At 43.0% G+C, this 13,672-nt stretch carries 12 protein-coding genes and 1 other annotated feature; of the genes, 7 read left to right on the top strand and 5 right to left on the bottom strand.

Going from position 1 to position 13,672, the window contains the following annotated elements; all coding sequences use genetic code 11:
- The first annotated feature begins 83 nt into the window (after positions 1-83).
- Positions 84-806, top strand: coding sequence for a GntR family transcriptional regulator (locus tag C6Y01_RS06470; protein ID WP_034661205.1), 723 nt, complete (start codon positions 84-86; stop codon positions 804-806).
- 46 nt (positions 807-852) lie between these two features.
- Here the strand turns inward: C6Y01_RS06470 and zwf are convergent, their stop codons facing one another.
- Positions 853-2,328 (bottom strand): glucose-6-phosphate dehydrogenase, encoded by a 1,476-nt coding sequence (gene zwf, locus C6Y01_RS06465; protein WP_106037965.1) that lies wholly within the window; start codon positions 2,326-2,328, stop codon positions 853-855.
- A 221-nt stretch (positions 2,329-2,549) separates the two neighbouring features.
- Between zwf and rnz the strand changes: the two genes are divergently transcribed.
- Both rnz and C6Y01_RS06455 read left to right on the top strand, forming a co-directional pair.
- Positions 2,550-3,479, top strand: coding sequence for a ribonuclease Z (gene rnz / locus C6Y01_RS06460; protein WP_034661203.1), 930 nt, complete (start codon positions 2,550-2,552; stop codon positions 3,477-3,479).
- Positions 3,480-3,618: 139 nt separating this feature from the next.
- A complete protein-coding gene (locus C6Y01_RS06455; RefSeq protein WP_066030694.1) occupies positions 3,619-4,926 on the top strand; it encodes an aspartate aminotransferase type Ic in 1,308 nt (435 codons plus the stop codon).
- 47 nt (positions 4,927-4,973) lie between these two features.
- Here C6Y01_RS06455 and C6Y01_RS06450 read toward each other — a convergent pair whose 3' ends face one another.
- Positions 4,974-5,738, bottom strand: coding sequence for an alpha/beta fold hydrolase (locus C6Y01_RS06450; RefSeq protein WP_106037964.1), 765 nt, complete (start codon positions 5,736-5,738; stop codon positions 4,974-4,976).
- Positions 5,739-5,857: 119 nt separating this feature from the next.
- Complete coding sequence (gene namA / locus C6Y01_RS06445) at positions 5,858-6,874, bottom strand: NADPH dehydrogenase NamA (RefSeq protein WP_095285364.1); 1,017 nt, start codon at positions 6,872-6,874, stop codon at positions 5,858-5,860.
- Positions 6,875-7,014: 140 nt separating this feature from the next.
- Here namA and C6Y01_RS06440 point away from each other — a divergent pair, with 140 nt between their 5' ends.
- Both C6Y01_RS06440 and C6Y01_RS06435 read left to right on the top strand, forming a co-directional pair.
- Positions 7,015-8,628: a M20/M25/M40 family metallo-hydrolase gene (locus C6Y01_RS06440; protein ID WP_106037963.1), complete on the top strand. Its 1,614-nt coding sequence runs from the start codon at positions 7,015-7,017 to the stop codon at positions 8,626-8,628.
- A gap of 128 nt (positions 8,629-8,756) precedes the next feature.
- Positions 8,757-9,239, top strand: coding sequence for a DinB family protein (locus C6Y01_RS06435; RefSeq protein WP_034661198.1), 483 nt, complete (start codon positions 8,757-8,759; stop codon positions 9,237-9,239).
- A 46-nt stretch (positions 9,240-9,285) separates the two neighbouring features.
- Here the strand turns inward: C6Y01_RS06435 and proC are convergent, their stop codons facing one another.
- Entirely contained in the window at positions 9,286-10,113 is an 828-nt protein-coding gene (gene proC / locus C6Y01_RS06430) for a pyrroline-5-carboxylate reductase (RefSeq protein ID WP_106037962.1), read from the bottom strand.
- A 41-nt stretch (positions 10,114-10,154) separates the two neighbouring features.
- Positions 10,155-10,366, bottom strand: a binding site (T-box leader).
- A gap of 169 nt (positions 10,367-10,535) precedes the next feature.
- Between proC and C6Y01_RS06425 the strand changes: the two genes are divergently transcribed.
- Positions 10,536-11,486 carry an MBL fold metallo-hydrolase gene (locus C6Y01_RS06425; RefSeq protein WP_106037961.1) on the top strand — a complete coding sequence of 317 codons (951 nt, stop codon included), beginning with the start codon at positions 10,536-10,538 and terminating at the stop codon, positions 11,484-11,486.
- A 12-nt stretch (positions 11,487-11,498) separates the two neighbouring features.
- A complete protein-coding gene (locus C6Y01_RS06420; RefSeq protein WP_106037960.1) occupies positions 11,499-12,275 on the top strand; it encodes an SDR family NAD(P)-dependent oxidoreductase in 777 nt (258 codons plus the stop codon).
- Positions 12,276-12,339: 64 nt separating this feature from the next.
- On the opposite strand, the gene C6Y01_RS06415 is transcribed toward C6Y01_RS06420, so the two are convergent.
- Positions 12,340-13,668 carry a CoA-disulfide reductase gene (locus C6Y01_RS06415; protein ID WP_034661194.1) on the bottom strand — a complete coding sequence of 443 codons (1,329 nt, stop codon included), beginning with the start codon at positions 13,666-13,668 and terminating at the stop codon, positions 12,340-12,342.
- Positions 13,669-13,672 lie beyond the last annotated feature (4 nt).

The following is a 13,672-nucleotide window of genomic DNA, read 5'->3' as shown; positions in this document are numbered from 1 at the left end:
AATGGCTGGTACCTTTTAAGCTCACTAGGCTTAGTGTAGAATGAGAGGAAGCTATGAAAAAACAAGTCAGTTGGTGGTGTGAGATGAAAAAGTACGAACTCATTTCAGAAGAAATCAGAAAACGAATAGGAACAGCATATTATCCAGAAGATCAACCCATTCCAGATGAAAACTCGCTTGCCGCTGAATTTCAATGCAGCCGAATGACAATGAAGCGTGCGCTCGATCTTCTCGTAGCAGAAGGTCTGCTCTTTAGAAAAAGAGGACACGGCACATTTATTGTGAAGGCAGCGCTAAACCAAGGGGCTATCAATGTATCTGGTCATGAAAATAAAGGATTCACGAAAGTCATGGCGGACAAAAACGTCACGAGCCAAATCATTCGCTTTGATGTCCATTTTCCAAGCGAAGAAGTGGCAGCCCACCTATCTATTGACTTAACCACACCCGTTTATGACATCATCCGGCTCCGCCTTGTGGATGAGGAGCCATATGTATTAGAAAAAACGTTTATGCCGGTCAATGTCATTAAGGGCATAGATGAAGAGGTTTTATTGGGATCGATCTATGGCTACATATCAAATGAACTCCATTTAAAAGTGGCAGGAGCGCACAAGAAAATTAGAGCGGCTAAATCAGATGAGCTGGACCAGCAATATTTAGGCTGTGATCCAACGGATCCTGTGCTCGAAGTCGAGCAGGTTGCTTATTTAAACACAGGCCGGCCGTTTGAGTACTCCTTTAGTCATCACCGCTATGATAAGTTCGACTTTTCAACGGTTGAAATTACGAAAACAGGACGTTAAAAAAAGAGCAGAACCCCCGAGGGAGACTGCTCTTTTTTATTTCATTTTATATATTCCACCAATGATATCCGTCTTTTTCTAGAAGCTGATCGGCTTCTTTTGGTCCCATTGAACCAGCAGGATAATTTGGTTTTAATGTTTTGTTTTCTGCCCATTTTTCAGAAATCGGATCAACAAAGTTCCAAGAAAGCGCCACTTCATCCCAGTGAGCAAAGTTCGTTGCATCGCCTAGCAAGCAGTCATGAATCAGCTTTTCATATGCTTCTGGTGTATTCATGATGTCGTTATAGTTTGTTTGGTAGTCGAGCTTAATCGGTTTCGCATACGTACCGCCATCAAGCTTGCGAGCGTTCAGGTGAAGGGTAATGCCTTCATCTGGCTGAATGTGAATGACGAGTAAGTTTGGATGCATGGAATTTCCGTTTCCATAGTACAGGTTCATTGGAATGTCTTTAAATTGAACAACGATTTGAGTAGATTTCTTTTCTAATCGTTTTCCTGTACGAATGTAAAATGGCACCCCGGCCCATCTAAAGTTATCAATGAGCAGCTTCCCTGCAACGAATGTTTCTGTGTTTGAGTTCGGGTCTACATTTTGCTCTTCAAGATAGGAAGGAACCATGCGGCCATCAACCGTACCAGCATCATACTGTCCGCGGACAAAGAATTGATCGACCTCATCTTTAGAGAAAGGACGAAGAGCGCGTAATGCTTTCCGTTTTTCGCTGCGGATCTCCTCTGTATTCAGCTTAATTGGCGGCTCCATTGCTAAAAGTGCCACCATTTGAAGCATATGGTTTTGGACCATATCTCTTAGTGCACCTGAACTTTCGTAATAACGAGCCCGGTCTTCAACCCCTAATGATTCACTAGATGTAATTTGAATGTTTGAGATATATCGGTTTGTCCAAAGGGGTTCAAAGATGGCATTCGCAAAACGGATGACCTCAATGTTTTGAACCATTTGTTTACCGAGATAGTGGTCAATACGATAAATTTGATCTTCAGAGAATGCATCTCGAATTTCTTCATTTAATGTTTTGGCACTTGGCAGGTCATGGCCAAATGGTTTTTCGATGACAAGTCTTGACCAGCCGGTTGTTTTTGATACGCCTTCACTTTTTAGGAACTTCGCAATCGTTCCGAAGAATTCCGGTGCCATCGCTAAATAGAACATCCGGTTATTTGGGATACTGTACGTATCTTCAAGGCCTGCTAAAAGTGTGTTAAGCGATTGATAGGAAGCAGGGCTTGATACGTCAAAGTCGTGATAATAAAAATGCGAACTGAATTCCTCTATTTTCGCTTCTGCATCATCAGAAGAAACAGATTCTTTCACCACAGCTCTGAGATCCTCATGAGACCACGGACGGCGTCCAACACCGACGACGGCGAATTGATCACCAAGCTTTCCGCTATGAAAAAGTCTATGTATAGAAGGGTAGAGCTTGCGTTTGGCAAGATCTCCTGTTGCGCCAAAAATGACAATGACTGCTTTTGGATTGTTAGTTTCTGTATTCACGAAAAGTACCTCACTTTATTCGTAGCATTGTTGTAAAAACCGAGATTGTATGTACATTTTCTTTATTTTAAAGGTTCATTGTTCGTAAAGCAAACATTTGATTCGACTTTTTCTGCTCTCGTTTGACTTTTTTCGAAAATTCCGCTGAATTCACATTTACCTTGTCTTCATGTATTCTATATGAATGAAGATATTGTATACCGGCTTTAGGAGGAAAAGTAATGGAACTGCTCTTTTTAGGAACAGGTGCAGGCATTCCTGCAAAAACTAGAAACGTCACTTGCACTGCGCTAAAGCTTTTAGAAGAAAGAAAAGCAGTGTGGCTTTTTGATTGCGGAGAAGCGACGCAGCATCAAATATTACATACAACGATTAAACCGAGAAAGATCGAGAAAATATTTATCACTCATATGCATGGTGATCATGTATACGGTCTCCCAGGACTGCTTGGCAGCAGATCCTTTCAAGGCGGAGAGGATGAACTAACAATCTATGGGCCTAAGGGCATCAAAGCGTTTGTGAACGCAGCACTTTCAGCTACACAAACGCATTTGACATATCCGCTGCATATCATAGAGATAGATGAAGGGATCATATTTGAAGATGATACCTTTCAAGTAGAAGCAAGACGAGTATCTCACGGTATTCCAGCTTACGGCTATCGGGTAGTGGAAAAAGATGTACCAGGTGCATTAAAAGCCGAAGACCTAAAAGAAATCGGTGTAAAACCTGGACCTTTGTATCAGAAGTTAAAAAATGGGGAAACCGTGACACTCGAAGATGGAAGAATCATTGATGGAACCGATTATTTGGAACCCCCTAAAAAAGGGAGAATCGTTGCATTTTCAGGAGATACCCGTTTATGCGAGAATATAACAAGGCTTGCCAAAGATGCGGATGTGTTAGTCCATGAAGCAACATTCGGTAAAGAAGATGCTGATCTAGCCTACAATTATTATCACAGCACGACAGAACAAGCAGCGAAAACGGCGCAGGAAGCAGGCGCAAAAAGATTAATTTTGACCCATATTAGTGCACGTTACCAAGGAGAAGAGGCACTGAAACAACTATTGAAAGAAGCCCGCGATATATTCCCGCTGACAGAAGCTGCACATGATTTCTTTTCTTTTTCCATTGACCGCACGCTGTAAAAATTGGATGAATCGTCAAAAAAAGTTGTGTGATTTTTTTGATATTTATAATGACTCTCTTTTTCAGGTAGTGGTAAAATGGTGAAGAAAAAACAAATGATGAATGAAACTATGAAGAATACGGGAGGCACAATCAAAGATGAGCGGTTTTACAGCGTTAAGTGAAGCAGAATTAAATGACCTATATGCAGCACTACAAAATGAGTACGAAACTTATAAAAGTAAAAACTTACACTTAGACATGTCTAGAGGAAAACCTTCACCAAAACAGCTCGATTTGTCTATGGGTATGCTCGATGTTGTGACATCAAAGGATGCGATGACTGCTGAGGATGGCACAGATGTGCGAAACTATGGCGGCTTGACAGGGCTTCCTGAAACGAAGACATTTTTTGCAGATGTACTCAATCTGAAGCCAGAACAAATCATCATCGGCGGTAATTCCAGCCTTAATATGATGCACGATACCATTGCCCGTGCCATGACTCACGGCGTATATGACAGCAAAACACCTTGGGGAAAGCTGCCAAAAGTAAAATTCCTTGCACCAAGCCCAGGATATGACCGTCACTTTGCCATTTGTGAGCTATTTAACATAGAGATGATCACAGTCGATATGAAGGCTGATGGACCTGATATGGATCAGGTAGAAAAATTGGTCGCAGAAGATGAAGCGATTAAAGGCATTTGGTGTGTACCAAAATATAGCAACCCAGATGGCATTACGTATTCAGATGAGGTTGTTGACCGCCTCGCTTCTATGAAAACAAAAGCAGACGACTTCCGCATTTTTTGGGATGATGCATACGCAGTCCATCATCTAACTGATACGCCTGATACGTTAAAAGATATTTTTCAAGCAGTAGAGGAAGCAGGGCACCCAAATCGTGTGTTTATGTTTGCGTCTACTTCTAAAATTACATTCCCAGGATCAGGTATTGCACTGATGGCGTCTAGCCCGGACAATGTGAGCTTCACTCAAAAGCAATTATCGGTTCAAACGATCGGACCAGACAAAATCAATCAATTAAGACATCTTCGTTTCTTCAAGAATCCAGAAGGCTTGAAGGAACATATGAAAAAACATGCAGCGATCATTAAGCCAAAGTTTGACCTCGTTCTTTCCATTCTTGATGAAACACTTGGCGGGAAAGACATTGCTGAATGGCACAAGCCAAATGGCGGATATTTCATTAGTTTAAATACGCTCGATCATTGTGCAAAAGCTGTTGTGCAAAAGGCAAAAGAAGCAGGTGTTACAATGACAGGTGCAGGCGCGACATATCCTTATGGAAAAGACCCGCTTGATCGTAACATTCGCATTGCGCCAACGTTCCCAACACTTGAAGAACTAGAGCAAGCGATTGACATCTTTACATTATGTGTTCAGCTTGTCAGCATTGAAAAGCTGCTTTCTAAAAAAAGTCAGTCTGCTCCAACGGCATAAAGAAAAGAAAACTCCTTGACTGATAACTAGTCAAGGAGTTTTTGTTTTTAATTGGCTGTTTGATAATAGGAAACAGGTTGTTTGGCTGCGCACCATACATCATAGATCGCAAGCTGCACAATATGCGGTTCATCATGATGAATATAGTGCGAGCTGTTCTGCGCCTGAATCCATCCGCTTTGGGATGACAAAGACAGCATCCGTTTATGAAGTCTGAGCCAAGCTTCATGCGCTGGATGAAACAATCGGCTCTTACCTGATGAAATGACAAGGAGCGGCATCATCCCATAATGGGTTTGCTCCTCTTTCATTGTACTTAGCATTTGCTGAAAGTCCTCATGCGTACATTCTGCTGTGAATTGCGCCATATATGAGGTGCGTTCTTCCTTTGATAAAAGCGGCAGGATGACCTGTTCTTGCTCCTCACTTGCTGGGTCTAACATCACCATGCCAATGACGTCATCTCCTCTGCGGCTTGCCCATAACCGGCTGACAAGAGAGCCAAATGAGTGAGCCACAATGATAAAGGGCGGCTGAATATTGGCTTCTTCTAGCAGCGCATCTAAATCATCTGCAAGATCATGCAATGTTCTTCCTTCACTGCTGTCACTGCTCTTTCCATTTCCTAATCGATCGTATAAGAAAACCCCAAGCTCAGGATCAATATCGCGGACCATATTCGACCACGTATCACCCGAAATGCCGTAGCCTGCTTCAAAGATAATGGTGGCTTGCCTTTTGCCTTGACGATGTTTTGTATAAAAATGATGTCCATCTATATGATACATTCTTTCAATCATTGCCGAGTTCATTCTTCCATCTCCTCTAAGTGGTTCTTTAGCTAAAAGACGGCACAAAAGGCTGATATGTTTCTCTTAAAAACAAAAAAGATGCCTATTTCAAAAAATAGACACCTTTTTTCTATGAGCTTTTACCAAGCGCGGTCATATTGACGCGGGCCTTCGATAGATGTACGAAGTTCTTGAGCAGCTGTTTTTGGAAAGTATGGATCCCGTAAAAATTCTCTGCCTATAAAGATTAAGTCTGCACGCTGATTTCGTAAAATTTCCTCTGCCTGTACACCAGATGTGATCAGACCGACTGCCCCTGTTTGAATACCGGCACCTTCTTTTATTTTTTCTGCGAAGGTCACTTGGTAGCCAGGGAATGTGTTGATTTTCGCCTGTACGACAGCGCCTGAGCTGACATCGATTAAGTCGACACCTTGTTCCTTCAGCCATGTAGCAATGCCAATGTAATCTGCAATATCAAGTCCTTTTGTCGTGTAATCAGAAGCAGACACACGGACAAATAATGGTCCGTCCCATACTTCATTGACTGCATCGATGACTTCTCTTAAGAAACGATAACGGTTCTCTGGTGAACCGCCATAGTCATCTGTTCGATGATTTGCCAGCGGTGAAAGAAATTCATTGATCAAATAGCCATGCGCCCCATGAATTTCAATGATGTCAAAGCCAGCCTTTTTTGCTCGGACAGCTGCATCCTGAAACGCCTGAACGGTATCTTTGATTTGATCGATAGACATCTCGGCAGGGGTTTTAGACTGTTCATCAAATGGAATGCTTGATGGTGCCAGGATGTCACCACCTAGTTCAGCCTTACGCCCTGCATGAGCCAGCTGGATAGCTGTCTTGGTTCCGTATGCTTTGATTTGTTCGTTTAATGAAGCAAATCCTTCAATGTGCTCATCACTCCAAATACCGAGGTCTTGATCACTAATTCTTCCCTCGGGAGAAACAGCACTTGCCTCCACCATGATCAGGCCAGCCTGACCTTGGGCACGGGAAATATAATGTGTAAAGTGGAAAGGCTGTAATTTCCCATCATGGTCATAGGATGAATACATACACATCGGGGACATCACGATGCGGTTTTTCAGTGTAACACCTTTTAATGTCCAAGGTGAAAAGAGTTTTGTTTCCAAATACCTTCGCCTCCTCATGGAATTGTATAGCCGATTATAACAGCCATTCAAACTTTCGTCATAAAAGGTGCTCAAAGAATATAGCTTTTATACGCGTTTTTGTATAATGGAGAGATAGAGACAACAAAGGGGGAAAAGGGATGAAATGGCAAACAGAGAGTGAACTAAAGGAACTGCTCACAGCTCTTATGCAGTATGAAAGCATATCGGGTACAACTGGAGAAGTTGCGTTAGCTGAATATTTATATTATTTGCTGAGGGAGCGGCCTTATTTCAAGCAGAACCCTGATCATTTGGCTTTGCATCCGATGAAAGATGGCCGGTATTATTTAACGGCGCTTGTAAAGCGCAGCACGCTGCCACGTACCGTTTTGCTGCTTAGTCATTTCGATGTCGTCGATACAGAAGATTACGGTGAATTTCAAAACATGGCATGCAAACCAGAAGAGTTAATGGCGTCATTTTCTCAAAAAAGTGCGCTTCTCCCAAAAAGAGCAAGAGAAGATCTTGCTTCAGGTGACTGGTTGTTTGGAAGAGGTGCCATGGATATGAAAGCAGGTCTTACTGTACAGCTTTCTATGCTGGAAAGAGCGATGACAGAAACCTTTCATGGAAATGTCCTGCTCGTCACAGTCCCTGATGAAGAAGTGAATTCTCAAGGAATGCTTGAAGCTGTTCCGAAACTAAAGGAGCTTAAGGAAAAGCATGACCTTGACTATACCGCGTGCTTAAACAGTGAGCCCATGTTTGAAAAATATCCAGGTGATGAACACAAATATATGTATACAGGCAGTATAGGGAAGGTGCTGGCCGGATTTTTCTGCAAAGGAATTGAAACGCATGTAGGAGAGCCATTCTCAGGCTTAAATGCGAATTTTATGGTATCTGAATTAAACCGGCTGTTAGAGCTGAATAGTGATTATTGTGAGGAAGTAGACGGTGAAGTCACGCCGCCGCCCACCAACTTGATGCAAAAGGACTTAAAAGAAGCCTATTCCGTTCAAACACCTCACACAGCTGTTTCTTTATTTAATGTGCTGATGATGAATCGTTCAAGTGAAGAACTGCACGGGCTTCTCTATGACACTGCGAAACAAGCAGCAGACGAAATCGAGGCCAATCTCAAACAGAAAACAGCTGAGTTTCAGCGCTTTAAACCTTTTACACCGATTGATACGAAGATTACGGTTCTCACGTATCATGAGCTGTATCAAAAAGCTGCAGAACGCTCAGGTAAACAGGAGGTTGAACGCATTGTTAACTATGCGTTCGCCAATCGAGGTGAGCTTGGAGATCGTGATTTTTCAACCAAAATCATCTCTGAGCTGACGACGCTTTGTAAGGAAGAAGGGCCGCTGATTGTTCTATTTTATAGTCCGCCATTTTATCCTGCGGTTTCTTCAACGGAAGATCCGCATATCCAAGCAACCTTAAAGAGGATTCAAATAGAGGCAAAAAAGAGTTATGGACTTGAAATAGAAGAAGTGAAATATTTCCCCGGATTGTCTGATTTAAGTTACTTACAGCTCGAAAAACAGGACGTAGGTCATTACACGACCAATATGCCGCTTTATCAAAAAGGCTATTCTTTACCGGAAGGAGAAAAGGGAGCACTTTACGTTCCAGTTATCAACGTGGGGCCATTAGGAAAGGACCCGCACAAATGGACAGAGCGGCTGCACATCCCGTTCTCATTCGGCATTTTGCCAGAATTACTAGAATCAGCGATTCATGCTTTATTAGAGAAACATTAAGTATATGTGATGAAGAGCCCTATTGTGATGATAGGGCTTTTATTTTTAAATAGACGATCCATCGACTTAGATAGAGTATGATAAAGAATAAGACTTACATTTATTTGAAGGGAGATTGTAAGGATGAAATGGAAACTGGAAAATTAACAAAAACAGACATCATTACATCGCTTCAGGAAAGTATTCGTGAACTAGTAAAGCTAGTGGAAACATGTGATGAGCACACGCTAGATCAATCTTTGGGAGAGGGCAAGTGGTCGATCAAGCAAATCGCAGGGCATTTGTATGATACAGAAGAAGTCTGGTCAGAGCGGATAGAGCAGGCGATATCAGATGAGCAGATGCCTTTTCAATCGTATGATCCTGAAATATATGTGAAGGAAAGAGGCTATGAAAGGTATAACGAGCAGGAGATCAAAGCACTGATTAAACGATTGAAAGAGAGAAGAAGCAAGACACTTCATCTATTAGAAAAGGATACATGGGAGCAATCGGGTCTGCATCCTGAAGAAGGGATGATGACAGTGCAGATATTAGCTGAAACCATCGCTTTACATGAACAACATCATCTGGATCAAATTAAAGCCATTATGTCAAAGAGTGAACGTTAGCAGTATGTAAAAAAGCACCTGTCATCAAAACAGGTGCTTTTCTCTATCATTTATACGTGCTTGCTGAAAACATTTCGTTTAATTCTGCTGCGCGTTTTGTTGCGGTTTTGACACAATCGACAACGGCTTCTTCAAATTGATAGGCAGCAAGTGTGTTCAGGCCGGCTTCTGTCGTTCCGCCTTCACTTGTGATTTCTTTGCGCAATTCAGCAGGTTCTTTACCGCTGCTTTGAAGCATGTTGGCGGCGCCCGCAATCATCTGGCAAATGAGTAACTTCGCTGTTGCTTGGTCCATCCCAAGTTCCGAGGCGCCTCGCTCCATTCCTTCAATCAAATGATAAATGAAGGCAGGGCCGCTTCCTGCAATAGCTGTAACAGCATTCAGCTGTGATTCATCCAATACCGTCACATGACCGATCGTTTCAAACAGCTCGATTGCTTTATTCTTTTGATCCTCTGTCACTTCTTGACTTACGGCAATGCCTGTTGCTGATTGCTGAATGGCCGCTGATGTATTTGGCATCGCGCGAACCACCGCAGTCTTCTCGCCGGCATAGTGCTGAATCGTTTCAATGGAGATGCCAGCTAAAATCGAAATGATCAGCTGCCCATGTAAATGAGGCCGCACATCAGATATCCCGCTTTCCGCATCTTTCGGTTTTAAAGCAAATACGAGAATATCCGCTTCTTCATAAATAAAAGAACGAGAGAAATCCGTTTTGACCCCATAACGCACCTTTAATTCTTCTAGACGTTTTTCATTCGTTTTGTTTGTGACAATAATATCTTCATTTGACATGATGCCGCTTTTTAATAAACCTTTTATCATCGACTCTGCCATCGAGCCTGCACCAATAAATCCAATTTTACTCATAAGCTGCTCCTCCTTGTAGAAAATAAAAAAACCTTTCGCCTGAAAAGGACGAAAGGTTTTTCGCGGTACCACCCTCAATTAGCATGCAGACATGCATACTCAGCTCTAGTCCCTTAACGCGGGAAACGTTTAGGTTTGCCTAACAGCTCAAAGGGCAGGTTCAGCAAATAAGAGGACGGTGAGGCCTTACAGCCGGCGGACCTCACTCTCTTTCATCATTATTTTGCTTACTAATCCTTGTCATCGCGCATCTTATATTTGTTGTTCATTATGCAACGGTGGACAAGTTTGTGTCAATAGGGACAGATAAAAAAATTGACCGCCTAAACCGCATGACAGTCTGCCTTTTGCAAGATACAATGAATAAAGAAGACAGAGTTACAATGAACCATGAGTCAAAAAGCAGGAGATGACATATAAAAGTGAAAGAAGACATCATTCAATTATCCATCCCTACACCGTTTGCTGTTGGGGATGTACATGCATATATATTAAAAGGAGAAGCCGTGACCTTAGTGGACTGCGGGCCGATGACAGAAGAGGCGGAGCACGCCTTTGTCGCGCAATTACAAGAGCATCGTTTATCGATAGACGATATTGATCAAGTGGTGTTGACCCATCATCATGCAGATCATGTCGGTCTTTTAAATCTGATGAAACCTCATGTCCGTGTGATCGGACACGAGTTAAATGAGCCGTATATTAGCCAGGACCCTGTGTTTAAAGAGCGTCAAATTGCTTTTATGGAACGCTTTTTTCAGCAGTTAGGTGTGCCGCTTCGTCAAGGTGAGTGTGAAAGAATCGTGAAGCAATCTTATACATATTCCTGTACTGCACATGTAGATGACGTCATCAAAGAAGGCGATCGGTTGAAAGGGCATGAACACTTCTTCGTGATGGAAACACCGGGACATGCACAATCTCATCTTTCCTTTCTAGATGAAACAACGGGCCATTTCATTGGTGGAGACCTGCTTTTGACGACCATTTCCTCAAACCCGTTAATGGAAGCGCCGTTTGAAGGGGAGGAACGCCAAAAATCGCTGCTTCAATATAAAGCATCACTCAATCGATTATTGCATCTGCCAATCAAGACGATTTATCCAGGACACGGTGAGCTCATCACGTCTCATCATGAATTGATCGAAGAAAAATTTAAGAAACAAGAAAAACGAGCAAATACGATGTATCAGCTGCTCAAACGAAAAGAAATGACTGCCTTTCATCTTTGCCGCAAGCTATTTCCAGTGCTGTATGAAGAGGCCTTATTTTTAACGATGTCGGAGACAGTTGGGCAGCTGGATGTCCTCTTAGAAGCCGGGCAAATTGAAGAAGTGCAAAAAGACGGAATTCTCTATTACAGGGCAAACTAAGGAGTGAAACGCATGGGGAGATTAACAGGAAAGAGGATATGGATTACAGGCGCATCTGGGGGCATTGGTGAAAAAATGGCGTACTTGGCAGCAGAAGAAGGCGCAGAAATCATTATTTCAGCAAGACGAATCGAAAAGCTGACGGGTGTAAAAGAAAAGATTATGAGTGCTGGCGGGGTGTGTCACATCGCTCAGCTAGATGTCAGTCACCTTGAGGACGTTGATCGCGCATATCAAGAAGTGGGGGCTGTTGATATTTTGGTTAACAATGCCGGTTTTGGTGCGTTTGATCTCGTTGAAGATGCGTCCATTGAGGAAATGGTGTCGATGTTTGAAGTAAACGTGTTTGGCTTAATCGCCTGCACGAAAAAGGTCATTCCAGAGATGAAACAAAGAGGACATGGACATATTATCAATATTGCCTCCCAAGCAGGAAAGATTGCCACCCCGAAATCAGCCATTTATTCGGCATCAAAGCATGCCGTCCTTGGATTTTCAAACAGCCTCAGAATGGAGCTGGCAGACCTCGGCATTCACGTCACCACGGTGAATCCAGGACCGATCGCCACTGACTTTTTTACCATCGCCGATCGCAGCGGTGAATATGTGAAGAATGTTGAATTCATGATGCTTAGTGCGGACAAGGTGGCTGGGAAGGTCGTATCCGCCATGATGACGAAAAAAAGAGAGATTAATCTGCCTGGATGGATGAACGCTGGCAGTAAATTGTATCAATTATTCCCGTTTTTATTTGAAAAAGCAGCACGCAAAGCGATGATGAAAAAATAACAAAAAGAAACCGGTCGTGAGCTGGTTTCTTTTTTTGAGATAAGACGCCATTGTGACCGTCTTTTTATCTCCGCCTTGCCGCTTGCTGAAGCGGGTCCCACACACTGTTAAAAGGCGGGGCATAGCTAATATCTAAATCTTCTAGATCTGTTATGGTCAGCTGTTGGTAAAGGGCTGTTGCCATCACATCGATCCGTTTATCTACACCGTTTCTTCCGATGATTTGGGCACCGAGCAAGGTGTAGTCATCACTTCTGTAAATCAGTTTGACTTTCATTTTCTGCGCATCTGGAAAATATCCAGCGTGATCCGTACTGTCAATGGTGATGGTGGAATAAGGAATGTCAGCTGCTTGTGCTTCCTTTTCTGATAAGCCCGTTCGTCCCGCTGTCATGCTCATAAATTTCATGACTGCTGTTCCAGTCACGCCTTGAAACGCCCGGTTTGTTCCCGTCATATGAAAACCAGCGATTCTTCCTTGTTTATTCGCCGTTGTGCCGAGCGGAATATAATCTAGTGATTGTTTGATGCGGTGATAAGTTGCTGCGCAATCCCCGGCAGCATAGATGTCTTTTACATTGGTTTGCATGTATTCGTTTACAACAATGGCGCCATTTGGAAGCCGCTTGATTCCTGTTTTGTCTAAAAAGGATGTTTGCGGTGTGACGCCGATGGCCATGATGACCATATCCGTTTTAATGGTTTGTTTGTCTGTTTGAACAGCTGTTACATGTGACTCGCCCTCTAATGTCTGCACGGTTTCCCCGAGTGTCACGTGAATACCTTGGGCATCCGCCTCTTCTTTCAGGTGCTTCGCCATATCGGGGTCAAAGCCCGGACCTAGTGTTGAACCCCGCTGAATGATATGTACTTTTTTTCCCAGCGCTTTTAAATTTTCAGCCATTTCTAAGCCGATATACCCGCCGCCAATGATGGTGACATGTGTGATATTTTGTTTTAAATGGTCTAAAATGGACAGCGCATGCGGAATGGTTTTTAATACGTGTACGCCTTCTAGCGGCTGATTGTCTAAACCCAGTGTGACGGGGCTTGCTCCTGTCGCAATTAAGAGGCGGTCATAGCTTTCGGTAAATGGTTCTTTTGTTTTCGTATGATGACCTGACACCGTTTTTTGCTTTGGGTCAATGGAGGTCACTTCGTGTAAGCATCTAGCATCAATTCCATATTTGTCGCGAAAGGTTTCAGCGCTGCGTGCAATCAGCTTGCTGTGATGATCAATGAGACCGCCGATCAAGTAGGGAAGGCCGCACTGTCCATATGAGAAAATCTCTCCTTTTTCAAAAGCGACAATATGTGCCTCTGGATCCTCTCTATATATTTGCATAGCACAGCTCATTCCTGCTGCATCTCCGCCAATCATCACATATTTCATTTGG

Source organism: Bacillus sp. NMCC46, assembly GCF_002998465.1.
Classification (GTDB): Bacteria; Bacillota; Bacilli; order Bacillales; family Bacillaceae; genus Bacillus.
The sequence above is the reverse complement of the archived record's forward strand: the minus strand, read 5'-3'. Positions and strand labels throughout refer to the sequence as shown.